This is a genomic window from Pseudomonas sp. GQ91 (assembly GCF_059758795.1).
The window spans coordinates 235,375-259,466 of record NZ_JCAXED010000006.1; the positions used below are offsets into that span (position 1 = coordinate 235,375).

Consider the following 24,092-nt stretch of genomic DNA (forward strand, 5'->3'; position numbering starts at 1 on the left):
AGGCTTTTCACATTAAGAATTGTGAAAAAATAGTTAGTGATTGTTCATGAAAGAAGCTGCCCCAGCTCCTATCCTCGTGGTTCAAACATCGTGACATACAGGAGTCCCCCACCATGTTTTCACACGAAAGTATCCCGCTAATCGCGCTCTTCGTGGTGATGCTGCTATGCGTGCTTGCAGTTTTCACTCACCCTGTGCACGCCTTCTGGAGCTGGATCCAAAGGCGCAGAAGCAGAACCATTCTCAAGGGCAAGGAACAAGTGAGGTAGCTTTTAACGAGGAGACCCTGATTGCTAGTCAGGACCGCGCCCCGGACGTTGCCCCGCCACCATTGAACACCGGCAACAGCCCCATCAACTCGAGTTTGCGGGTGAACTCACCCAGCCTTTGCAGTTTGTAGGCGTCCAGATCAACGTCCTGGTAAGCATAGAAGCCCTGACCTTCGCGCAACCCGTTCCGCCCTTGCGCCATGTTCTCGGCAATGACCTTGGGCGGCAGGAAACGCGGATCGAGGGCTTCAGCCAGGTAATGCGAGGCATAGAACAGAATGTCGCCGCCACCCCAATCGATAAACTCAAGCATCCCCAGCACGGAGAAACGCAGACCGAAACCGACGCGAATCGCGGTGTCGATGTCTTCGACGCTGGCCACTCCCTCCTCGACCATTCGCGCCGCTTCATTCATCGCCAGTGCCTGGATCCTCGGCACGATGTAACCGGCTGCCGGGGAGCATTGCACGGGCACTTTGCCGATGCGCTTGAGCAACGCCATCAGGCGTTGCACCACCTGTGGGCAGGTGTCTTCGCTGCGGCTGACTTCGACCAGTGGCATCAGGAACGCCGGGTTCAGCCAATGGGCATTGACGAAGCGTTGCGGGTGCGTGACCAGCGCCGCCAACTGCGTCACCAGAAAGGTCGACGTCGTTGATGCAATCACTGTTTCATCGCCACACGCGGCACTCAGCCAAGCGAACGTCAGGGCCTTGAGTTCAAGCACTTCAGGCACTGCTTCGAACACGACAGCAGCATGGTGCAAATCGGCGCCACTGCCCTCGCGATCGCGCAAGCGTAAATGACTCATCGCTTGTTCGACTTGCGCCGGGTCAAGTGATCCCAGGCGTGCAAGCATTACCAGTTCGCCGCGCACGTGGCCCTCGATCTGTCGGAAGTAGCGGTCCTGCGCCACGGGCTCGCGTTGCTTGATATCGATCAGGGTCACCGGCAGTCCGGCGAACATGAACGCCAAGGCAATGCCCTCGCCCATGCGCCCCGCGCCGACGATGCAGATGCGTTGGGTATCGGCGCTCATGCCTGCAATCCCTGGCTCAGGCACTGCGCCATTTCGCTGCGACTCAGTTGATCCAGCCCGAGGTTTTCCAGGGTTCGACCCTCAGCGTAAAGGTCAATGCCACTGACCACCGTGGCCAGGCTCAACAGGCCCTGGGCGACCGGCGTCGGCACGCAGGCCCAACGCCCGACCGACACCAGGAACGACAAGCCAAGTCGCGTGTCTTCGAGCATGTAGCGGTGCTTTTGCAGGTCAATGTCCTCACGCCAGTCGCCGCTGTCGGTCAGTTTGCCGTGCGCGCCACGCCCGTACATCCACTCATCTCCGTCGCTGGCGTAATGATCGGCCAACGGGAAATGCGGCGCGTCATAGCCCAGTGCTTCACGAACGGCAATACGCTCGGCGTCGAGGGCATTGGTCACGCGACGAATCGAAGGCACGGTCCCTTCGTTGTGAATGTCCCAGGTTTCGAAATGCTCAAGTGGACCCGCGTTCATCAGGATCAACGGCGGATGAATGATCGGCCCGGCGTTCATCAGCGCGCCGCTGAGTGCATCCTCGATCGGCTCGACGCTGGGATAAGCCTCGCGCAATACGGCGAACGCCGACTCGCTCAATCGACTCGGAAAAACCCCGGTCGGCAAACGGCTCGCGTAGCCGCTGATCACCACTTGGTTATCGCCATGCTTGCGCGCCAGATAGGGCAAAGTGCCGGTCTCGGCAAACGCCACCTCGCTGTGATTGCCCACCTTCGCCATTGCCTGGGCGAACACCATGCTGCCGAACGTCCCCGGCGGCAGGAACACCACTTGCCCATCCTGCAACAAGGGCGCCAGTTCGCTGGCAAGGGCTTGGTGAGAGGTCGACGGCAAGGCAATGACCAACAACTGTGCATCGGCCACGGCCTGTGCCAGATCGGCAGCCAAGGTCAGGGCATCACCGGGCTGCCCCAGGCTCAACCGTCGTTCGCCACGAACGTCGCGCACGCGCAAATGACCGAGACCCTGCAGTTTTTCCAGCGCGGCACTGTCCCGGCGCCACAAACGCACAGAATGGCCTTTTTCCGCCAACTCTATCGCTGCCGCGTAGCAACCGTGACCACCGCCGATAACACTGATATTCATGAATGCACTCCTGTAGAAGAGCCTCGATCCTAGCAACGGCCCCGGCGCCCCACTGCCCGAAACGCGCAAGCGTCATTCCGATTCTGCAACGCAATAGACTGATCGCGCATGACCGCAAGACGCCTCAACGCCCAGGTCATCCTCGTAGGACGGATAAAAACCGCTGCGAAAAAAAGCCCGGATGGAGCGATCCGGGCGAAGGAAAACCAGTGTTGAAACCTGTGCCCGATGCGCGGGCAAACCCGGAGGCCGCGAACGACTCCCGGGGGATTTCAGAACTTCCAGGTGTAGGTGGTGATCAGGCGGTTCTCCTGATAGTCCGCACCCGACGCACTGCCATTGCCATAGCGCGTCTTGACGTCAATGTGGCGCCATTCGAAACCCACATCTTTGATCGGACCGCTTTGCACCACATAGCCGAGCACGATGTTACGTTCGCTTTCGACATTTTGGTCGAGGGCATTGTTGCCCCGATCGACACCCGTGCCGCGCATGTAACGCGTCATCAATTTCAGACCTGGTAAACCGATGCCCGCGAAGTTGTAGTCATAACGCAATTGCCAGGAACTTTCGTTCGGCTTGACGAACGCCACTGTCGACCAGTTCACCAGGTAAGGCTGCGGTGCATAGCCGTTGAGCGTCGGAAAAGTCGATTCGCCAAGCATGCGCTGATAGCCCACCCCGAAAGCGTGGGCCCCCTTCCTCAGAGTCGTCATGATCCCGTAGGACTTGTTGTCGATGGCGCCGTATAACGCCTTGCCGTCCTCGCTGTTATTGAAGTAACGGAGGTCGGTCTTCACGCCGTAACCGGCTCCCAGATCGTGGTTATAAGTCAAACCCAGGTAGTGTTGTTTGTAGATATCTTCCAACTGGCCGAAGAAGTAAGTACCGGACAAATTCGGCGTAAACGCATACGTGGCGCCCCCAAAGTTCAAGCCGTCACTGCGACGCTTAACGTTTGGTCCATTGAACAGGTACATCTTCTCGGTATTGGAGGACTCCCGGGAACTGATTTCGGTAAAACGGCCACCGGTCAGTGTCAGGTTGTCGAGTTCTTTCGATTCGAGCTGTACCCCGTGGTAGGTGGTAATTAATTGCCGCGAGTCGTCGATGTAAGCCACCGGCAACGTCGGGCGAAGTTCACCTATCTTGAGTTCGGTTTTGCTGTAACGAACCTTGCCGGTCAGCGCCGCACGGCCGTAGTCGCGGACTTGTTCGCCCCTGCTGGTGTCGTACGGAATGATGCTGTCCGGGCCACGGCCACCGCCGCCATCCAGGCGATAGGCGTACTGCGCCGAGAGGTCGAGGCCAAACTGCAGCGTGCCTTCGGTGTAACCCGAGATCGCGCGAAAATCGAAGCCTTGGGTCCAACTGCCGACCCGCGACTGCGGGGCATCATGCTGTTTGAAATCGCGGTCGATGTAGAAGTTGCGCATCCCCAGGCTGACATGCCTGTCGTCTACGAAATCGGCCTGCGCAACGATAGGCGTGAAGATCCCCATTACGGCCGCGGAGGTGATACCACGGTTTACCCAGCTCTTCTGGAACATCAAACTTTCCTTCTTTTTTACATGCACATAGGCACGACTAGTGGAAGCAGATCAACCCAGCAAAAGTGCAACTTTGGCAGTCAATCCGCAGTATTGTTTTTATAACCACTCACTGCAAAAAAGTCGTAACGCAGCCGTTCGCCAAAACAGCGAAAACCGCTTTATAGTTATTTTAAATACTCAACAATCAGGGAAAGTCGTATCGTTTTCTGGGGCACGCCAACGTCAGTAAGTTTCTTTAGAGGCATCTCCCAAACGGTGGTAGGCACGATTGAAATACACCAGGCCTTCCTGGCTGTCGCCATTACGAATACCCAACACCTCGCAATAGAAAATCGTATGCGTTCCCACTTCATGCGCCTGTGCAATACGGCAGTCGAAACTGACCAGCGCCTCATCAAGCAGCGGCGCACCGCTTTCCAGCGTGCTCCAGGATGCGCAGGAAAAACGCTGCTCGGTATCGAGGTTGCGGTTGGAGAACGCCCCCGATACCTCCTGGTGCCCCGGGGTCAGCACGTTCACGCTCAGCACACCGTTGCTCTTGAAATGCACGTTGGAAAACGAAGAGCGATTCATGCACACCAACAGCGTCGGTGGCTGGTCGGTCACGCTGCACACCGCCGAAGCGGTAAACCCGAAACGCCCCGCGGGACCATCGGTGGTGATGACCGAAACCGCGCCACCCAGCATTGCCATTGAGTTACGAAATCCAGTTGTATCGACCATGGTCTTACCCTCCGGTCTATCAGATATCCAGCACCAGTGTCTTGGACTTGGCTCGGGAACAGCACACCAGAATCTGGTCATTGGCGGACTTTTCGTCATCGGTGAGATAAACGTCGCGATGATCCGGCTCGCCTTCGATGACGTCGCACAAGCACGTGCCGCAAACGCCTTGCTCACACGACACTTCAATCTTGATGCCCACGGCAGTCAGCGCATCGACGATGCTCTGGCCTTCGGCAACCTGTACGGTCTTGCCGCTACGCTGGGCGACCACTGCAAAACCAGCGCCCGAAGCGTCGACTTCGACCTGGAAGTACTCGCGGTGCACATGATCGTCGGCGTACCCCGCTGCCAGCGCCTGGGCAATGACCCAGTCCATGAAACCGGCCGGTCCGCAGACATACAGGTGTACGCCGGCTTGTGGGGTGCCCAGCACTTGTGCCAGGTCGAGCTTCTGTTCGGCGGCTTCGTCGTCAAAATGGGTGTTCAACCGCGACGCAAACGCAGCGTTACCCAGCTCGTCGAGAAAGGCGCTGCGGCTGCGCGAACGAGCGCAATAATGCAGTTCGAAATCGCTGTCGCGAGCATTCAGCGCGTAGGCCATGGCCACCATCGGGGTGATGCCGATACCGCCGCCGATCAGGATCGAACGCCTGGCCTCGCTGGCCAGCGGAAAGTGATTGCGCGGCAGGCTGATCTCGATTTCACGACCTTCCTGCAGCAGTTCATGCACCGCCACCGAACCGCCACGCGAGGCGGGGTCCTTGAGGACGCCCAAGCGATAGGCGCCAGCGTTGGCCGGATCACCGCACAGCGAATACTGGCGAACCAGACCGGCCTTGAGGTGGATATCGACATGCGCGCCCGCCTCGAAGGCGGGCAAAGGCTGTCCCGTCGGATCACTCAGATCCAGCACGACAACACCTTCGCCCTGCTCTTCGCGCTTGCGCACGACGACTTTCAATAATTGATCGCTCATACAGGACCATCCCGATTTCGTTGTAAGGGGGCGCACCTGGACACCCCGACTGCTTTTCCAAATCGCGTAACCGTGGACTCAACGCATGAAGATCCCGCCGTTTACATCCCAGGTCGCCCCAGTGGTGAAGTAAGCGTCTTCGCTGGCCAGTTGCACGATCAGCTTGCCAATGAACGCAGCGTTGCCCAATTGCTTGACCGGGATCGCCTCTATCAGCTTTTCCAGGCGCTCGGGCGGCACGGCGGCGCGCACCGCCGGCGACTCGATAGGGCCCGGGGCGATAGCGTTGACCGTCACACCGGACGCCGCCAGCTCCTTGGCGAAGATCTTGGTCAAGGTAATGATGGCGCCCTTGGACGCGGCGTAATGCGCGCCGGTCGCGGTACCGCCGTTCTGCCCGGCCAGCGAGGCCATGTTGATGATCCGCCCGTAACCACGGGCCGCCAGATAGCTGCCGAACACCTGGCAGCCGACAAAAGTGCCGCGCTGATTGACGCTCACAACACGCTCGAACTCTTCCGGGCTGATCTGCATCACCGGTGTGGTCATGGTCATCGCGGCGTTGTTCACCACCACCTGCAATTCACCCCAATGCGCCACGACGGCCGCCAGGGCGTCCTCGAAATCAGCCTTGCTCGATACATCGAGCTTGAGCGCCAGGACCCGTTCGCCCGTGGCATCGAGTTCAGTGGCGGTGGCCTGTGCCGACTCCAGTGAACGGTCGCTGATCACGACCCGATAGCCGGCGTTCAGCAGTTGCTCGGCAATGCTCTTGCCCAGCCCCTGGGCCGCGCCGGTGACCAATGCAACCTGTGTCATGGCAACGTCCTCAAAGGATGTAGCCGATACCGGCGAGGGTATCGGTGGAGTTGATCAGCTGAATCAGCTTGCGCTGAATCTTGAAACTGTCCCCGCTGCGCACCAGTTCAAACGTGACATCGGCGGTGTACTGCTTGAGTACATCCTTGCGGAACTCGCGCAAGTTCTGCGAACAGCGCACGGTGACAATCCCGTCTTCATCCGACAGCACGCGAAAACGCGACTGACTGCGCACGGTGCGCGCCCGCGGGGTGGTCGAAATCGATTCGCCGCTGGTCAAGCGGGTGACACGCAACTGACGCATGTGGTGGTCGTCGTAGGCGTAGTTCAGGGTGTTCTCGAAGTCGGTTTCCAGCGGATCGATCGGGATGATATAGGTCGCGTTCTCGGTCCAGAGATCGAGCCATTCGACGAAATCGCCGTGATCGAGCATGTCCGCTTCCTGCCAGATGAAAGCGCTGACTTGGTTGAGCAATTGCAGATTGTTCATAGGGTTCTCCGTGACTCAGGCCGACATCATCTTTTTCCACTGCTGGTAGCCAGCGCGCATGCCGGTCTCGGCACTCACATCGCTCACCAGCCCGTCTTCGGAGGCTTTTTCACCCGGCAAGCCGCGGTTGAGCATGATCCACAGATCGGTACCGGCACTGGCGCCGCGCTGTACGCGCTCCCAGGCTTCGGAATCGTCCGGAGTGCCAAAACCCATCGGCCCCTGGAAGTGCTCATGCAGGCGCAGGCGATAACGGTTGGCCACGGCCGGGCCACCGTCCATGGTGATGACGGCGTGATGGATTTCGGTTTCGTTCACCGCGATCGGTTGCAGCACCCGGAAGAACGCCATGGAACAGGCGATGTTCGGGAACAGGTTGAGGTTGAAGCCCGAACCGCCGACCGCACGCACAATGCGACGGACCGACTCTTCGTCCTGGCCTTCGGCGCGCAACTGCGCGGCCAGGTCCTCGAAACGCTCGGGGATCGGCAAGTCGAGGTTGGCTTCCAGGTCGACCAGGTCAGGGATCATCACCATCACGCTGTGGCCGTTGCCGAGGTCTTCGACATAGCCCGGACCTTCGACGAAGTCGAACAGCTCCAGAGTCTGCTCATCCACGGACGACAGGAACGACTTGTGCACCAGCGGGAAGTGATAGGCGTCGGTGGTATTTTCCAGCTGGATCTTCCAGTTGCCGGGGAAGCGGAAGCGGTGCTCGCCCCCTACTTTGACCGGGTAGCCGGCGCCCTGCTTCATGAACAGATCGATCCACTTTTTGGCCGGCCCGAGGAAATCGGCGAGGGGCTCGATGTCATCCTTGAAGGTGGCGAAGATCATGCCGTTGTATTGCTCGACACGCAGGCTGACCAACGGCAGTTCACCCTTGTCCAGGCAATCGGCGTAGCTTTCCGGGTGCGGCACACCCCGCAGGCTGCCATCCAGGGCGTAGCTCCAGCCGTGATAAGGGCAGACAAAACTGTTGGTCTTGCCTTTCTTGTGTTCGCACACCGTTGCGCCACGATGGCGGCAGCGGTTGAGCAACACATGCAGGTCTTTCTTGCGGTCGCGCACCACAATCACCGGCTGCTTGCCGATATAGGTGCTCTTGTAGCTGCCGGATTCCGGGATCTCGCTGGCGTGGGCGACCCAGACCCAGGTGCTGTAGAAAATCTTCTCCAGCTCCTGATCGAAGATCTTGCCGTCGGTGTACAGCGACGTGTGAACGCGATCATGCAGGACCAGGTCGGAAGGACTGGCGTCGAGCGTTACGGTGTTTATCAGGTTACTCACGATCACTCCTCGTCGGCATTGTTCGCCGACTCTAAGAATTCCGGGTGTTACGTTCAGGACTGGCCGGACTTGCCGGGTACAGGCAGGTGCGCAGCGCTGTTCCAGGTGTCTACCGGTCGGCTGAACAGGTTCTCGGTCTGAAAATGCGCCATGCGCCATTGCCCTTGTTCCTGGGCGAACCGCACGGTCAGGCGGGCGCTATTGAGGTGCGAGGCACCCGAGGCAAAGGTCGAGGTCTGCAACATCACCCAACTGGCATCCGCGGTCTCAGCGCTGACCCGGATCAGTTCCGAGGTCAGGAAGTGCACGTTCAGCGAAAAGTGCGCCGGTTCGACCGTGTAAGTTGCGAACATCGCTTTGATCGCCTCACGCCCGTGGTAACCGCCGAAGCTGTTCTGGTACTTGGCACCCTTGCCTTCCCAGACCGCCTGTTCGGTGAACAACCCGGCCAGTTCCTCGAGCGGAGAACCTACGCCCAGCTCGTCGCACAAAAACATGTAGCGATTCATGCAGGCGCGGATCGCGTTCTCGCTTTCCAACTGTTCGAGCCGCTGTTCCAGTGCGCGCAAATGCTCTTGTGATGACATGGCGATTGCTCTCGACTCAGCGCTGGATGATCAGTTCGCGACCGGTACGGGCCTCGACCTTGCAATACTTCCAGAGTTTGTAAGGGCCATTGCCGACATCCGTGGTGCGAAACAGGTTGCAGGCGGCGTGGACGGTCTCGATGTCGGGTACATCGGCCAGCAGGTAAGTCGTCCAGGGCCAGCCAGCGGAGGGGCCGACCATGCTCTGGTCGTCGTCCATGTTGCCCAGCACGGTGACGCCTGGCAGGTCGGCGATGCCGTTCCACATGGCGCCGAACGCGGCCCAGACTTCCAGGGCCTCAGGACGCGGAGCATCGAAAAAGTTCTGGTTGATGCCGATGCAGAACAAAACACGCAGGGCTTTTTTATCGGTCACGGGGTTCACCAATCATTAAGAAAAAATTACAGGTAGCCTGGCAGCGGCTTATTGCCGAAGAAGATCGCGCCAGCGTTCTGGTAGGTCATATCGCCCATGAAGGCGTGCTGTGTAATGACTTGGGTGTCATTGACGAAACGCGACAGAGGACTGGTGCGGTACACCCCGCTCATGCCCGAGAGCATTTGCGCAGTGCGCGCGACATCCGCCGCGACGCGGGTGGCGTGGGTCGAGGACAAGCGCAGCATATTGGTCTGCTCGACGCTCACCGGGGCGCCGGCCAGAACGCTGGTCCAGGCATCGTCGATGGACTGGTAGAACCACGAACGCGCGGCGCGCAGCGACGCCTCGGCCTTGGCCATCTCGACCTGGGCCAGCGGCCGGTCGGACAACGATGGCGCACCGGTCACGGAGATCCGGCCGCTGGCCATGCCACTCAACTCATCGAGTGCCGCGCGAGCAACGCCCAGGCCGACCACCGACAACACCTGCGTGGCGAACGACAGTGACGGATAACGGAAGAACGGCTCGTCAAGATTCGACGGCCCGCCGCGTACGAAGGTCCATTCCTCCGGCACCACCACGCCTTCGACGACCACATCATGGCTGCCGGTGCCGACCAGGCCGACGACGTTCCAGGTTTCCTCGATTTTGACCTTTTCCCGAGGCATCACCGCCAGTCGTGGCAGGCCGAGCATCTCGCCGTTTTTCGGGCTGATGCCCACGCCGATGAGCGACGCGCCCAGGCAACCGCTGGAAAATTTCCAGCGCCCGTTGACCTCCAGGCCACCTTCAACAAAGGACGCAGGCTGCGGCGGGAAGATCCCACCGGCGAATACCACGTCCGGCGAGTCGGCATAGATTTTCTTGATGGTTTCCAGAGGCAGCGACGCCAGGTAAACCGGGCTCATGCCAAAGCTGGCAACCCAACCGGCGGAACCATCGGCGATCGAGATATCTTCCACCATTTGGCAAAACTCGGCCGGCGAACGCTCGTCACCGCCAAAACGCCTGGGCACCAGAGCCCGATAGACACCGAGCTTGCGGAACTGCTCGATAACGTCCTGCGAGATGAATTTTTGTTGGTCGAATTCTTCGTTTCGAGCACGCGCACGAATCTCGACCAGCAGTTTCTGAAACGCTTCATTCGCCGTGATCGGCACACGGCGCTGGTGATTCAGCTCGCTTGGCGCAGTCATGGGTTTCTCCATAGTAAGCATGACGATTACTCCTCCAGGCGCCGGACCAGGTCCCGGGCGACTGCACACAGCAGTTCGTCCGCGCCACGGGCGGCAATGAGTTGAAGGCCGACCGGAAGTCCCGAAGCGCTTTCCAGGGGAATGCTCAGAGCCGGATGACCGGAAAGGTTGAAAGCGCGCACCAGGGAGGTCATGCCCAGGGCGGCGCGAGTGTCGGCCGCATCGGCGACCAGCAGCGGGAAGTCGGGCATGGTCGGCATGGCCAGAATCGGGGTGATGGCCAGGGCTGCGTCGACTTCTGCGATAAACCCGCGACGGATGGTTTCAGCTTCATCAACGGCCTCGGCGGAGGTCAGGCTGGCGGCGCGCAGACGCTCGGCGACATCGCTGCCAACCCGACCGGTTTGCAGAAGATGACCACACGCAGCCCAGGTTTCGGCGTTAATGATCACCATGCCGGCGTCATACGCGGCGGCCATGCCGGGCAGCGTCTGCTCAAGCAATTTGAAACGCGAACCGGCCAACGCCTGGCTCACCACCGCGTGCACCTGTGCATTGGCTTCTACCGCGACTACGCCGATAGCCAGGTGCTCAGGCACCGAGATGGCGGTGAACGTGGGGTCAATGATGTACATCGCTTCAATCAAGCGATCCATATCCAGCGCCAGGGGGCCTACACAGTCGAGGGTGCTGTGCGCAGGCATTGCACCCTGGCGGCTGACTCGGCCGAAGGTTGGCTTGAGGCCGAATACACCACAGCACGCCGCTGGAATCCGTACCGAACCGCCGGTATCGGTGCCCAGCGCGAAGTCGCAAAGGCCTGCCGCCACTGCAGCGGCCGAACCACTGGAAGAGCCGCCCGGGATATAGCCCGGATAGCGCGGATTGGACGCCGTGCCGGTCCATGCGTTGAGGCCGGTGGTGCCGAACGCCAGTTCATGCAGGTTGGTTTTACCGGTGATCCGGCAGCCCGCATCCAGGACCGACTGAACCACGTGTGCATGTTCGCCAGCTGCCGGCGCATCGGCCAGCGCGCTGCTTGAAGCGCGGGTCGGATAACCGGCGATATCGAGGGTGTCTTTCACCATGACCGAAAGGCCATTTCCTCCCAGGGCTAAATGCTCAACAACGATCGACATGCTCTTTACCTGCTCGTTATGTGTCGCCAGAACGGATGACCTCGGCATGAGGGCCGGGGAAAACGCTTAAATCTAAAATCGTAATATTTACATGAATTGTCAATTGAATTTTACCAAATAAAATAGTGTGTATTTTCGGTGCAACCTCCCCCCTTCTCGCACCAGCGACGTGCAGTTTGGTAACACTGCCGCAAACACGTGAAATTCTGGAAATTTTATATATTTACCTTATATATCAATTAGATAATCAATATTTGTGAACAAGGCACAGCGAAACATCTAGAAAAATCCTAAGCAGAAATCTCTCTGAAAAGGCAGACAAGGAAAATAAATCAGCCCAAAAATAGCAGCCAAAAACAGAGTAAAAAATCACTATTTTTTGAGTTTTTTATCGACTGTTTTTTGCTCATTTGAGGCTTTCCTTGATCCAGATCAAAGCCTTGTCTGATATGGCGTGCTGCAGGTTTTTCCCGCCCTTCACACCCCCCCTCTGCCGCCCCTTCGGATCACCTTGGTCGGCCCGCCTCGAAACGTGTGCATCAGGCATCGCAGTAACGGCTGGCTGCCATGCAGCAACAAATTTCTGGCATGCAATCTGCTTTTGCCCTCTTCGCCTTCGACCGATCACTCATGGTCGACCGGCACCTGATGACTCGGTAACCGAGCATGGGTGTCGCCGCAGTTCGATAACTAAAACCGGGCCGTACCTTGGGCCGAACTCGCACCACGTGGTGGTCGAGGCGGTTGGCCATTAGCCTTTTGCAGCGTTGCAACTCTTCGGAGAAAGTCATGCTTTTCAGAAAAGCCGTGTCCACGTTGTTGTTGAGTGCCGCCTGCGCCGCCGCTGCGCAGGCGGATGTGAAAATCGGTGTGATTACCTCCTCCACCGGACCCATCGCACTGGTCGGGATCCCCCAGAAAAACACCGTGCCGTTGCTGCCGCCCCAAGCCGGCGACCAGGTGGTGAAGTACATTTCTCTGGATGATGCGAGCGACCCGACCGCCACGGTGAAGGCGCTGAAGAAGCTGATCGACGAAGAAAATGTCGACGCCATCATCGGCCCGAGCGGTTCGCCCAACGCCATGGGCGTGATCCAGTTCGTCGCCGAGGCAGGCGTGCCACTGCTGGCACCGGTCGGCACCGCCGCCGTGGTGTTACCGATGACCGAGCAGAAGAAATGGGTATTCAAGACCACACAGAACGATGACCTGATCGCCAAAGCGCTGTTCGAACACATGGCCAAAAAAGGTGTGAAGACCCTCGGTTTCATCGGCACCAGCGACCCTTATGGTGAAAACTGGGCCAAGGTCATGGCCGGCCTGGCAGCGCAGCAGAACATCAAGGTCGTGGCCAACGAGCGCTTCCAGCGCCAGGACACGTCGGTCACCGGGCAGAGCCTGAAAGTTCTCGCCACGCGCCCCGATGCGGTACTGATCGCAGCGCCGGGCAGCTCGGCCGTGATGCCGCAGACCACGCTGTTCGATCAGGGCTATCGCGGCCAGGTCTACCAGACTCACGGCGCGGCACTGCAAGATTTCCTCAAGCTGGGCGGCAAAAAGGTCGAGGGCACCATTCTGGCGGCCAGCCTGATGCTGGTACTCGATGAAATCCCGGATAGCCATCCTTCGAAGAAAATCGCCAGCGACTACACCACGGCCTACGAAAAGCTCAACGGCAGCAAGCCGGCGACCTTCGGCGGGAACACCTTCGATGCCGGCCTGCTGCTCCAGCAGGCAATCCCGATTGCAGCCAAAAAGGCGCCACCGGGCACCCCCGAATTTCGTGCAGCCCTGCGTGATGCGCTTGAGCAAAGCCATGAACTGGCCGGTACCCAAGGCGTTTACAACATGACGCCGCAGGACCACAGCGGCTTCGACGAACGCGGTCGTGAGCTGATCGTGGTGAAGAATGGCAACTGGATGTTGTTGCACGACAACTGATCGGAACCCGGGCGCACGGTCTACTGCGCGCCCTGCCCGATTGCCGACGAGTCGACCTGCGCCGGCAAGCGGGCCGGTTATTCAATCTGTAGAAAAAGAGCGCTCATTATGAATTTCCAGATAGCCATGCTGCTGGGCCAGGACGGCATGACCAACGGCGCAATCTATGCGCTGCTGGCCCTGTCGATCCTCCTGGTGTTCACCGTGACCCGGATCCTATTGATCCCCCAGGGTGAATTCGTGACCTACGGTGCCTTGACCATGGCCACGTTGCAAAGTGGTCACCCGACCGCACTGGTCTGGCTGCTGCTCGGCCTGACGCTGATCGATTGTGTGCTCGATATAGGGGGCGCGGCGCGTTCAAGCCAGGCCTTTCGGTTCCCCGTGCGCATTCTCTTCAAACTCGGCTATGCAGGCCTGCTGGCGGTGTTGATCAACACCTTGCCGTTGGCCGAGTTGCCGATGGCGGTCCAGGCGTTGCTGACGCTGGCGCTGGTGGTGCCGCTGGGTCCGCAAATCTATCGCCTGGTGTTCCAGCCGATCGCCTCGGCCAGCTCATTGGTCTTGCTGATTGTGTCAATTGCCGTACACGTCAGCATGGTCGGTATCGCACTGTTGCTGTTCGGCCCCGAAGGCGCCCGCACCCGACCGTTCTCCGAAGCCGGCCTGGAGCTGGGCCCGGTCACCTTCAACAGCCAGACGCTCTGGGTGCTGGCGGTGTCCCTGGGGCTGATCGTCGGACTGTATCTGTTCTTCGAGCGCACGCTCTATGGCAAAGCCCTGCGTGCCACCGCGGTTAACCGCATGGGTGCCAGGCTGATGGGGATTTCACCGACCCTCGCGGGCAAGTCGACCTTCCTGCTCGCGGCGCTGATCGGCACGCTGTCGGGGATCCTGATCGCCCCGATCACCACGTTGTATTTCGACTCGGGTTTTGTCATCAGCCTCAAAGGCTTTGTCGGCGCGATCATCGGCGGACTGGTGAGCTATCCGGTCGCCGCACTCGGCGCCCTGGCGGTGGGCTTGATCGAAGCCTTCTCGATGTTCTGGGCCAGTACCTACAAAGAAATCATCGTGTTCACGCTGATTATTCCGTTCCTGCTTTGGCGTTCGCTCACCAGTCGTCATGTGGAGGAAGAAGAATGAATTCGCGCTACCTGTTGCTTACCCTATTGCTGGTGGTGGGCGTTGCGCCGCTGCTGTTGCCGCCGTACTACGTCACCCTGCTCAATTACATCGGCATGTACGCCATGGTTGTCCTGGGGCTGGTGCTGCTTACCGGTGTCGGCGGCATGACCAGTTTCGGCCAGGCCGCGTTCGTCGGGCTGGGCGCCTACACCTCTGCCTACCTGACCACTACCGAGCAATTGCCGGCCTGGCTGGCGTGGGCCGGCACATCACCGTGGCTGACGCTGCTGGTGGGCGTGGTGCTCACCGCCTCAGTGGCACTGATTCTCGGCGCCTTGACACTCAAGCTGTCGGGGCATTACCTGCCGCTGGGAACGATTGCCTGGGGCCTTTCGCTGTACTACCTGTTCGGCACACTGGAACCCCTCGGCGGCCATACCGGCGTCGGCGGCCTGCCATCGATTTCCTTGTTCGGCCTGAAACTGGATAAGGGCGAAAACATTTTCTACCTGATCTGGGCCCTGCTGCTGCTGGCGGTCGTCATCACGCAGAACCTCCTGGACTCTCGCGAAGGCCGCGCCATTCGCGCACTCAAGGGCGGCCAGGTAATGGCCGAGTCGATGGGGGTCAACACCTTCCGCTCGAAGATGGTGATCTTCGTCATCTCTGCAGTGTTCGCAGGCATTTCCGGCTGGCTTTATGCGCATACCCAACGCTTCGTCAACCCGACACCCTTCGGCCTGAACATGGGCATTGATTACCTGTTCATGGCCTTGATCGGTGGGGTCGGCAGCGTCTGGGGCGCCCTGCTCGGCGCGGGTATCCTGACCCTGCTCAAGCAATGGTTGCAGGACTGGTTGCCGCACCTGCTGGGTAACACCGGCAACTACGAAATCATCGTATTCGGCATCTTGATCGTGGTGCTTATGCAGCGTGCACCGGGTGGCCTGTGGCCCTTGCTGATGCGTCTGATACCGGCCCGGCTCAGGGTCCGCGCCAAGGTCCGGAATGTCGACGTCAAGGCTGCATTACTGCCCCGCCGGCAGTTGCCCAAACATGGCGAACTGATCCTTGAAGCGCGAAATGTGACCAAACGCTTCGGCGGCTTGGTGGCCAACAACGACATGAGCCTGGAAATCCATTCGGGTGAAATCCTCGCGCTGATCGGCCCCAACGGCGCAGGCAAAAGCACGATGTTCAACCAGCTCTCCGGCGTCGATACACCGAGCAGCGGCGATGTGCTGTTCATGGGTCAAAAGATCAACGGCCTGAACTCGCGGCAAGTGGCGCGAATGGGTATGAGCCGCACCTTTCAACACGTGAAACTGCTGGGCAACATGAGCGTGCTGGAGAATGTCGCCATAGGCGCGCATTTGCGTGGCCAGCAAGGCGTGCTGTCGGCGGCCCTGCAGCTGGATCGTCGCGAGGAAGCCGAACTGCTCGGCGAAGCCAGGCGTCAGCTGGAGCGCGTCGGCCTGGGCGATTACGTGTATGAAGAGGCCGGGAGCCTGGCACTCGGCCAGCAGCGGATTCTGGAAATCGCCCGCGCCTTGTGCGCCGATCCGTGCCTGCTGCTGCTCGACGAACCCGCCGCCGGTTTGCGCCTGAAAGAAAAGGAAGCCCTTGGCATCCTGCTTAGCCGCCTGCGCAGCGAAGGCATGGCGATTCTGCTGGTCGAGCACGACATGGACTTCGTCATGGGCCTGGTCGATCGCGTGGTGGTCATGGAGTTCGGTCAGCGGATCGCCCAGGGCCTGCCCGAAGACGTACAGAAGGATCCGGCCGTGCTGGAAGCCTACCTGGGAGGAGTCGAATGATGAACATGCAAGTGGAACCGCACCGTGCACCGTGTAACCAGGTCGACGACGCCGTGCTGCAGATCAAGGGCCTGAGCGTGGCCTACGGCAAGGTCGAAGCGCTGAGCGACGCCAGCCTGACCGTCGGCAAGGGCCAGATCGTGACAGTGATCGGCCCCAACGGCGCCGGCAAGACCACCCTGCTTTCGGCCATCATGGGCGTGCTTGGCTCCCGGGGTCAGGTGCATTTCGACGGCAGCCTGGAAACCTTGCCGGAAGTGGAAGTGATGGTCGCGCGGGGCCTGGGCCTGGTGCCGGAAAGACGCGAATTGTTCACCAGCATGAGCGTGGCCGACAACTTGCTGCTCGGCGCTTTTCAACGCCATCGCCGGGGCGACCGTCGCTACAGCGAAACGCTTGGCGAAATCTACGAACTGTTCCCGCGCCTGTGGGAACGCCGCGAGCAATTGGCGGCGACGTTGTCTGGCGGTGAACGGCAGATGCTCGCCGTCGGCCGGGCGCTGATGGCCAAGCCGAAGCTGCTGATGCTCGACGAGCCCAGCCTGGGCCTGGCGCCGCTGATTACCCGGGAGATCTTTCGCATCATCACCGCGCTGCGTGAGCAAGGCGTATCGATTCTGCTGGTCGAGCAGAACGCGCGTGCCGCCCTGCGGGTGGCCGATTACGCCTATGTGCTGGAAACCGGTCAGATCGCCATGCAGGGCCCGGCGCAGCAACTGGCGGATGACCCGCGCGTGATCGAAGCCTATCTCGGCCTGGCCAGCAAGCACCAGGAAATGCTCGCCAACTGACCGGCGTCCGGCCCAGGCCTTATCCGGAGTCACGATGAACGCTTCCCCTTTGCGCATCGGCATCGTCGGTGCCGGTGCCATCGGCAATACGACAAGGAGCCCGACATGGACTACACCCCAATGGCAAAACCGCACGCTTACAGCGACGAAGAATGGGCACTGCGCGTGCAACTTGCGCACTGCTACCACCTGGTGGATTTTTTCGGCTGGACCGAGACCCTCTTCAACCATATTTCCGCACGCCTTCCCGGCCCGGCGCACCATTATCTGGTCAACCCGTTCGGCCTCAACTACACCGAAGTAACGCCGCAAAACCTGCTCAAGGTCGACCTGCACGGCAAGAAGCTCGAGGACTCGCCCTACGACGGCAACCCCGCCGGCTTCGCCCTGCACAGCGCGGTGCACGGTGCCCGTTCGGACATTCAGTGCCTGATCCATACGCACACCACGCCGATTTCGGCCATCGCCATGAAGAAGGCCGGCTTTGCCCATGACGACTTTTACGGGGCACAACTCTACGGACGGATCGGCTACCACACCTTCGAAGGCATCACGCTGTTCGATGACGAAAAAGCGCGAATGATCGACAGCCTTGGCGACAAGCACATCCTGGTGCTGCGCAATCACGGCATCGCCGTTGGCGAAAGCAGCATTGCCAAGGCGTTCTTCCTGCTGTGGACAGTGCAACGCGCCGCCGAAATCCAGTGCCAGGCCGGCGCCCTGGGCGGTGAGGACAATCCGCTGCCTGAAGCGACCAGCCAGAAGTGTGCCGAACTCACGGCCATGCTTATTCGGGACAGCGGCTTCGCTGTAAAATTTTTCGACGCAATGGTTCGCAAAATGCACGCCGAACGCGGCCAGTGCAGGTAATCGCGGGAGCGTTCAGTGGCTGAGTAAAAGGGATACACGTCGCCGCTCGTCGTTGCGGCGCAGTACCCCGATCGGCGAGGAGCGGCATCAACCGGGCAACTCCCACCTCGACCTGGCCCGGCGTTTTCTACAGGGCTGAGCGATTCATCCTCATGCATCAGGCCTGACGTCGCAGTGTCTCGGATGGCAGGCAGCCGTACTGCTTGCGGTACTGCATGGCGAAATGACCGAAGCTGGCGACCCCATGCCGCAACAGGATATCCGTCACGCTGTCGCTCGGCTCGGCCTGCTGCAGGGCTCCGTGAACCAAAGCCAGCCGACGGGTGCGGACATAATCGCTGGGGGTTTGCTGAAGAAAGCGCGTGAAGCCATTTTGCAAGGTGCGGATCGACACATCACAGAACTGCGCCAGGCTCGCCAGCGCAATCGGTTCGGCCAGGTGCTGTTCGATGTAGTCGCGGGCCTTCTTGACGTGGTGAGGCATTGGTTGGCGCTGGTCTTGTAGCAGATCGAGCGAATAATTGTGCGGCAGCTGGGTCAGCAGCACCGACAGCAGATAGTCCGACAGGCTCCCGCCCATGGTCGAGGTCAGCAGCGCCTGGCTGGCGTCGCCATAGAGCTGGCAGATGTAATCCAGGGTGGTCCTTACCGTCGCCATGCCCTGATGCTCGGCGTCGACCTGTATGTCGAACACCAACGGCTGACGCAAACGCCGGTTGAGCAAGACTTGCAGTTGACGCTCGAGGGCCTGGCGATCGACGCGCAAAATCAGGTTGCGGCAGTCCTTGTCGATGCGGATAAAACTGCGCTCGGAAGGCGAAGAAGTCGTCAGCCCGCCCTTACGCAAAATCGCGCTCTGCTTGCCCAGGCTGACCATGCCACTGCCTTCCAGGGTGACCCGAATCAAGTAGTAGTCACTGATATCGCCGGCGTCGATTTCCACCGGTGCACCGTAGTGCAGATCGAACAACGCCGAGCTGCCGAAAAACACGCCGTACAGCTGCGATTGAAGGGTGCCGCCCTGCTGCATTTTCATCTGATGGGGCCACAGGTAATGACTGACCCGATCCTTGACCTCGCCAAACCCGCCGGAACTCAGAAGGCAATGATGACGGAGCGAAGAGTGTTGATCGAACATGCTGAAGCACCTCCAGAAAATGACACCGTTGCCCGCAGGCACATCGACAATTTAGTGGAAATGGAAAGCAATTTTCACGCCACGCAAACGCTTTCTGCGCGCCCGGAACAGCCTCTGCGCCTGGTGCATAGAGTCAGGGCAAACAAGGGCTTAAAAAGGTCCTGCAGCACACACATGCCAAGCCATTGGCAACCTGGAACCGCACAACAAAACCAATAAACGCACCAGGGCAAGGCGCTCGGGTAACGACAGCGTCACCCATACACCCAACTGCGAACCGCTGCCGCCGACTGACTGCCAACCCTGAAGGGGCCAAACAGCATGACCAGCAAAACACCGACCGAGGTCACCCGTAAAAGCTATGCCTACGAATGGTATGTCGTTGCCGTTTGCATGCTCGCCTATATTTTTTCGTTCATCGACCGTCAAATCCTGGCGTTGATGATTGAACCGATCAAACACGACATGCAGTTATCCGACACCCAGTTCAGCCTGCTGCACGGCCTGGCTTTCTCCCTGTTCTATGCCTTCATGGGCATGCCCATCGCGCTGCTGGCGGACAAATTTTCCCGACCGAACATCATCGCCATCGGCATCGCGTTCTGGAGCCTGGCGACAGCCCTGTGCGGAGTGAGCAAGAACTTCCTGCAGATGTTTATGGCGCGCATCGGTGTCGGGATTGGTGAAGCGGCGCTGTCGCCGGCCACCTACTCAATGCTCAGCGATATGTTCCCCCGGGAAAAACTCGGGCGCGCCGTGGCGATCTATTCGATCGGCTCGTTCATCGGCGGCGGCGTGGCCTTTCTGATTGGCGGCTACGTCATCGACTTATTGAAGAATCTCGAGAGTGTCGCCGTACCGGTACTGGGCGAAATGCGGCCATGGCAGGTGACGTTTTTTCTGGTGGGGCTGCCGGGTGTTCTCGTTGCCCTGCTGATTGCCCTGACCATTCGCGACCCGGCTCGCAAGGGCTTGAAACTGGACGCCGAGGGCAAGGTCCATGCGCCCAGCATGAAACACGCGTTCAAGTTCCTGGCAGTGCACCGCAAGACCTTTTTCTGCCACTACCTGGGGTTTTCGTTCTACGCGATGACGCTGTTCTGCATGCTTAGCTGGACCCCGGCCTTTTATATGCGCGCATTCGGTCTTGCCCCCAGCGACACCGGCTACCTGCTCGGGATCGTGGTGCTACTGGCCAATACCAGTGGCGTGTTTTGTGGCGGTTGGCTGATCGACTGGCTGGCCACAAAAGGGTACAGCGATGCGCCGATCCGTGCGGGAGTCATCGGCGCAATCGGCATGGCCGTGCCCGCCATCGCGTTCACCCAGGTCAGCGAACTGTGGATGTCCGTGGCGTTGCTGGCAACGGCGATGTTCTTCGCTTCGTTCCCAATGCCGGCATCAACCGCAGCCATGCAGATCCTGCCACCCAATCAGATGCGAGCGCAGATCAGCGCACTGTTCCTGCTGATTTCCAATCTGATCGGCCTGGGTCTGGGTACCACACTGGTCGCGCTGCTCACCGACCGGCTATTCCAAAATCCGGCCATGGTCGGCTCCTCGATTTCCCTGCTCAATACCCTCGCCGTAGCACTCACCCTGCTCTTGCTGATCAAGGGTTGCCGACACTTCCGTGAAAGCCTCAAACACGAAGGCCTGGCCTGACGGCACGCTACGGCGTGCCTGCTGGTTTTTTACCGCGGGCGGCGCGACAATGACGCCCGCGATCAAACCCGCTCACCTGAAAGACTACGCCAACCTTTATGACCACCCCGAAAAAGCGCCTGAGCCGATACAACCCAGCCAGCGAAGACTTCAAGAAGGAAGAGTTTCCCTTCTACTGGCTGGCTCGCCTGCACGGTCGCTACTCCATGGCCATGGAGAAAGCGCTGAAAAAAATCGATATGGACATACCGCGCTGGCCCAGTGCCGTGGGCGGTGCATTACGTAATGTAGAGAGATGTAGGTGAAATAGCCCAGCACCAACCCGGCGAAAGCCGAAGTCAGTCCAGCGAACGAAGAAAATAGCAGGAGGCCGCCATATACCGAGCTAATCTTCCAACTGGAAACGCCGATGTACGCAAGCACGTCGACATGGTGGGTCCAGTGCTCCCGACGGTATAGTGAGTGGAATAAGAATCGGTGTAGCGAGTACTCGAGCAGTGACCAGACCAACAGGCCAGCGAGCATCTGGCCTAGATGGAATGGGGCCATAAACAGGGCCAAAATAACGAACAGCGGTGCAGTAAAAAAATCAAGATAATAGGCAATCGATGAAGTCATCCATTTATTCGACACCGCCATATTGCAATCTCCTCAGAGTCAGAATTAACGCTGTAAAAACGAGAAGGGAAACAACCTTCTTAAAACGCATAAGCGTCACAAAAAACCAAGACCGCCATTTTTCTCCGTGCCATAATTTTTCTTTAATCGGAAAATATGGCACACCTATCTACTCTCTGCCAACCAGTTCAATTATCTCAATCTGATACCGGTAACGAGCAGCAATATGCCCCAGTGCGATTGAGCCGATAGACATACCGAGTAATAGCGCACCAACCCCCAACAGCACAGTATTCCCTAAGTTATCTACCCGAAAACCGGCGGCCATTGTCTTCGAAATCCATTCCACACCGCCAAACTCAGCCGTAAAGGAATACGCTGTGGCCAAAAGACCGACTACAGCCGTCTTCTCTCCGAAAAAACGTCCTGTACGCTCACTGATACGCCTGATTTTTCGACTTAACCAAAAATGGGCATCTTTCAAGGCAACAGTCTCAAATTTGGCGAAACGATCAGCCATCGTTTGTTCATGCCGAATATCGTCACACAATCCTTCCAACGATAACTTCTTCCAACGAAAAGCCAACAAAAGCGACGCCACCATCGGCGCAATCAAAGTGGATATGGCCAGTAGCATGGAAAGGACGCTCATCGTCAGCACAAATATTTGGGCATATATAGAGGGTGGCCTAGCTTCATAGAAAAAAACGAAACATGCCATGATGATAAGGAATAGCCCAGATAAGCCCAGGCACCAATTAGCGATGACCCGTGCCTTATTTTCCACCCCAGTGCACCGCACTTGACGCGGTTCACAGCGGCTTAACTCTTCCAGTACCTGAATTGTTTTATCAATTGACGGGATCATAGTTCTCCTATTTTTCAATTTGGGTCCGGTGGACCCTACTCATGCATTCATCACAGTACATTTTTGATACGTTCAACCATCGACGTCGCCTTCTCAACGTGCAGCATTCATGCAGGCCTCCACATGCGGCACCAGGCGAATATCCACCCGGCGATTGATCGCTCGCCCCGAGACGGTGTCGTTGCTAACAATCGGTTGACTGCCTGCCGCACCCTGGACAGCAAAACAGTTGTCAGGGATGTCGCCCATGCGCTGCATCCAGTCGCGCACCGCCTGGGCGCGAGCGTATGAGAGTTGAAGGTTCTGCTCCGCGTTACCCGTGGTGTCGGTATGCCCGACGATCACAATCAGCCAGCCAGATTGAGCCTTGATGTTGACCAGAGCGTTGATCAGCACTTTGGCCGAGCCAGACTTAAGTTCGCTGCTGCCTGCATCGAATAGCGACAGGCTGTCCAGACGCACCGGGGCGGGCACGGCCTGGTGCGGTTGGACGTTTTGACCTGCCATCTGACTCCACCACCAGAACCCACACGCCAGAGCGATGACGGCGATCAGCGCAAACAGCCACCCGACGATACGGCGCCGCTTAGCTTTCGGGGATGCGGTCGGCACCTCCGGCATCGGCTGGGCTGGCAAAATCACCACGGGGGTCACAAACGCAGGTGCCGGAACCCTACTCAGTTGCGGCACCATTTCACCGGCGTGGAGATTTCGCTCCAGGCGTTGCATCAGTCCGCTGACCTGATGACGCAGCGCCTGCAACGTGACCAAGGGCACCTGTCCCTGACGATTCAGTTGCGTGGCTAATCGAGCCAGCTCACTGTCCAGATATTCAAGGGCAGGCAATGTTTGCGTCGTGATCTGTTGACTGCGCAGCAACGGCTGCAATTGGGCAAACAGCCAGGCCAAAATATCCAGGCGTACGGAGGCCATGGGTGGCCACACGCTGGGCCATTCGTTGCACAGCGCCTCGATCAATGTCACCCCGTGCGCCATGCCCTCCAGACCGTGGCGTTGGCTGCGGGCCAGCGCAAAAGCAGCGGCGGTTTGCAGCTCTGCGCCGTTGTTGTGGAACAACGTCAGGCTCAACTGCTCGACCTTGGCCCAGTCGACGTCCGGGCACGCCGGATGGCTCAGCTTGGCCAGCTCGTCACGCAACGCGGTAAATTCGCCGAAGCCACGCGGGTCACCGCCGATTCGGATACGCATTTCAAATAACGCCGTCATCCAGCTTCCTTTCCTTACAGGTTTACGGCTTGGGCAGATAGTGCTGCCGCTTCAGGTGACGCACCAACACTTTCCCCTCGGGCGCCAGGGTCGTGCCGAAGGTCACCCGCTCGCCCCCTTTCAGTTGCGCGTCGAGGGCATATTCCAGATGGCCCGGTTGGGTCTGCGGCAGCAGTTCGATGTTCACCGCCGCTAACCGCGGCTCGTACTTGAGCAAGGTGTTGACCAGGGTACCCATCAGCCCATGCGCTGAGGCGGGCAGTCCTTGCAGGATCAGGCCCATGTCCGGCAGGCCGTAGTCCGGTAGGTGACTAATCGATCCCGCCCGGCTGTTGAGGATGCGTTGCAGGTTGTCCAGCACCGACAGGGTGTGCTGGTCCTCTTCCCGAACGCGATACAGGTCCAGCTCACCGTCAAAATTCTGCAAAAGCATTTCGTAGAGTGAAGGATTCAGCTCGCTCAC

At 59.1% G+C, this 24,092-nt stretch carries 22 protein-coding genes and 1 pseudogene; 7 read left to right on the forward strand and 16 right to left on the reverse strand.

What is annotated here, in order from left to right; translation table 11 throughout:
* Window positions 1–297: 297 nt before the first annotated feature.
* The 12 genes from AC6CIA_RS11440 to AC6CIA_RS11495 form a co-directional block, all read right to left on the reverse strand.
* The gene (locus AC6CIA_RS11440) at window positions 298–1,308 is read right to left on the reverse strand and encodes a 3-hydroxybutyryl-CoA dehydrogenase (RefSeq protein WP_498312031.1); all 1,011 of its coding nucleotides are present in this window, start codon (window positions 1,306–1,308) and stop codon (window positions 298–300) included.
* Window positions 1,305–2,411, reverse strand: a complete 1,107-nt coding sequence (locus AC6CIA_RS11445) for an NAD/NADP-dependent octopine/nopaline dehydrogenase family protein (RefSeq protein ID WP_498312033.1) — start codon at window positions 2,409–2,411, stop codon at window positions 1,305–1,307. The genes AC6CIA_RS11440 and AC6CIA_RS11445 overlap by 4 nt, the downstream gene beginning before the upstream one ends.
* Before the next feature lie 272 nt (window positions 2,412–2,683).
* Window positions 2,684–3,961, reverse strand: a complete 1,278-nt coding sequence (locus AC6CIA_RS11450) for an OprD family porin (RefSeq protein ID WP_498312035.1) — start codon at window positions 3,959–3,961, stop codon at window positions 2,684–2,686.
* Window positions 3,962–4,186: 225 nt separating this feature from the next.
* Complete coding sequence (locus AC6CIA_RS11455; RefSeq protein ID WP_498312036.1) at window positions 4,187–4,687, reverse strand: flavin reductase; 501 nt, start codon at window positions 4,685–4,687, stop codon at window positions 4,187–4,189.
* Window positions 4,688–4,706: 19 nt separating this feature from the next.
* A complete protein-coding gene (locus AC6CIA_RS11460; protein WP_498312038.1) occupies window positions 4,707–5,666 on the reverse strand; it encodes a PDR/VanB family oxidoreductase in 960 nt (319 codons plus the stop codon).
* Window positions 5,667–5,744: 78 nt separating this feature from the next.
* Window positions 5,745–6,485, reverse strand: a complete 741-nt coding sequence (locus AC6CIA_RS11465; protein WP_498312040.1) for an SDR family NAD(P)-dependent oxidoreductase — start codon at window positions 6,483–6,485, stop codon at window positions 5,745–5,747.
* A 10-nt stretch (window positions 6,486–6,495) separates the two neighbouring features.
* Window positions 6,496–6,975, reverse strand: coding sequence for an aromatic-ring-hydroxylating dioxygenase subunit beta (locus tag AC6CIA_RS11470; RefSeq protein ID WP_498312042.1), 480 nt, complete (start codon window positions 6,973–6,975; stop codon window positions 6,496–6,498).
* A 15-nt stretch (window positions 6,976–6,990) separates the two neighbouring features.
* A complete protein-coding gene (locus AC6CIA_RS11475; protein WP_498312044.1) occupies window positions 6,991–8,265 on the reverse strand; it encodes an aromatic ring-hydroxylating oxygenase subunit alpha in 1,275 nt (424 codons plus the stop codon).
* A 53-nt stretch (window positions 8,266–8,318) separates the two neighbouring features.
* Window positions 8,319–8,852: a nuclear transport factor 2 family protein gene (locus tag AC6CIA_RS11480; protein ID WP_498312046.1), complete on the reverse strand. Its 534-nt coding sequence runs from the start codon at window positions 8,850–8,852 to the stop codon at window positions 8,319–8,321.
* Between the two features lie 16 nt (window positions 8,853–8,868).
* Entirely contained in the window at window positions 8,869–9,228 is a 360-nt protein-coding gene (locus AC6CIA_RS11485; RefSeq protein WP_084317862.1) for an IacB protein, read from the reverse strand.
* A 26-nt stretch (window positions 9,229–9,254) separates the two neighbouring features.
* Window positions 9,255–10,427 (reverse strand): acyl-CoA dehydrogenase family protein, encoded by a 1,173-nt coding sequence (locus AC6CIA_RS11490; RefSeq protein WP_339532407.1) that lies wholly within the window; start codon window positions 10,425–10,427, stop codon window positions 9,255–9,257.
* Between the two features lie 26 nt (window positions 10,428–10,453).
* The gene (locus AC6CIA_RS11495; RefSeq protein WP_498312049.1) at window positions 10,454–11,566 is read right to left on the reverse strand and encodes an amidase; all 1,113 of its coding nucleotides are present in this window, start codon (window positions 11,564–11,566) and stop codon (window positions 10,454–10,456) included.
* Window positions 11,567–12,355: 789 nt separating this feature from the next.
* Here AC6CIA_RS11495 and AC6CIA_RS11500 point away from each other — a divergent pair.
* The 5 genes from AC6CIA_RS11500 to AC6CIA_RS11520 all read left to right on the forward strand — a co-directional run bounded on the left by AC6CIA_RS11500 (window position 12,356) and on the right by AC6CIA_RS11520 (window position 18,113).
* Window positions 12,356–13,507 (forward strand): ABC transporter substrate-binding protein, encoded by a 1,152-nt coding sequence (locus AC6CIA_RS11500; RefSeq protein WP_498312051.1) that lies wholly within the window; start codon window positions 12,356–12,358, stop codon window positions 13,505–13,507.
* A 108-nt stretch (window positions 13,508–13,615) separates the two neighbouring features.
* Window positions 13,616–14,653, forward strand: a complete 1,038-nt coding sequence (locus AC6CIA_RS11505; protein WP_498312053.1) for a branched-chain amino acid ABC transporter permease — start codon at window positions 13,616–13,618, stop codon at window positions 14,651–14,653.
* The gene (locus tag AC6CIA_RS11510) at window positions 14,650–16,452 is read left to right on the forward strand and encodes a branched-chain amino acid ABC transporter ATP-binding protein/permease (protein ID WP_498312055.1); all 1,803 of its coding nucleotides are present in this window, start codon (window positions 14,650–14,652) and stop codon (window positions 16,450–16,452) included. The genes AC6CIA_RS11505 and AC6CIA_RS11510 overlap by 4 nt, the downstream gene beginning before the upstream one ends.
* Window positions 16,449–17,243: an ABC transporter ATP-binding protein gene (locus tag AC6CIA_RS11515; RefSeq protein WP_422630802.1), complete on the forward strand. Its 795-nt coding sequence runs from the start codon at window positions 16,449–16,451 to the stop codon at window positions 17,241–17,243. Before AC6CIA_RS11510 ends, AC6CIA_RS11515 begins: the two co-directional genes overlap by 4 nt.
* A 105-nt stretch (window positions 17,244–17,348) precedes the next feature.
* Window positions 17,349–18,113: a class II aldolase/adducin family protein gene (locus AC6CIA_RS11520; RefSeq protein ID WP_498312057.1), complete on the forward strand. Its 765-nt coding sequence runs from the start codon at window positions 17,349–17,351 to the stop codon at window positions 18,111–18,113.
* A gap of 157 nt (window positions 18,114–18,270) precedes the next feature.
* On the opposite strand, the gene AC6CIA_RS11525 is transcribed toward AC6CIA_RS11520, so the two are convergent.
* Complete coding sequence (locus tag AC6CIA_RS11525; RefSeq protein WP_498312059.1) at window positions 18,271–19,251, reverse strand: cupin domain-containing protein; 981 nt, start codon at window positions 19,249–19,251, stop codon at window positions 18,271–18,273.
* 321 nt (window positions 19,252–19,572) lie between these two features.
* Between AC6CIA_RS11525 and AC6CIA_RS11530 the strand changes: the two genes are divergently transcribed.
* Together AC6CIA_RS11530 and AC6CIA_RS11535 are read left to right on the forward strand one after the other, a co-directional pair.
* Entirely contained in the window at window positions 19,573–20,916 is a 1,344-nt protein-coding gene (locus AC6CIA_RS11530) for a spinster family MFS transporter (RefSeq protein WP_498312061.1), read from the forward strand.
* Between the two features lie 98 nt (window positions 20,917–21,014).
* Window positions 21,015–21,173, forward strand: a pseudogene (locus AC6CIA_RS11535) (MarR family transcriptional regulator); the annotation flags it as partial.
* Between the two features lie 530 nt (window positions 21,174–21,703).
* Here AC6CIA_RS11535 and AC6CIA_RS11540 read toward each other — a convergent pair.
* The 3 genes from AC6CIA_RS11540 to tssE all read right to left on the reverse strand — a co-directional run bounded on the left by AC6CIA_RS11540 (window position 21,704) and on the right by tssE (window position 24,092).
* On the reverse strand, window positions 21,704–22,402 hold the full coding sequence (locus AC6CIA_RS11540) for a YuaM family protein (protein ID WP_498312063.1): 699 nt from the start codon (window positions 22,400–22,402) through the stop codon (window positions 21,704–21,706).
* Between the two features lie 93 nt (window positions 22,403–22,495).
* Window positions 22,496–23,629: an OmpA family protein gene (locus AC6CIA_RS11545; RefSeq protein WP_498312065.1), complete on the reverse strand. Its 1,134-nt coding sequence runs from the start codon at window positions 23,627–23,629 to the stop codon at window positions 22,496–22,498.
* Between the two features lie 22 nt (window positions 23,630–23,651).
* On the reverse strand, window positions 23,652–24,092 hold the full coding sequence (tssE, locus tag AC6CIA_RS11550) for a type VI secretion system baseplate subunit TssE (RefSeq protein WP_498312067.1): 441 nt from the start codon (window positions 24,090–24,092) through the stop codon (window positions 23,652–23,654).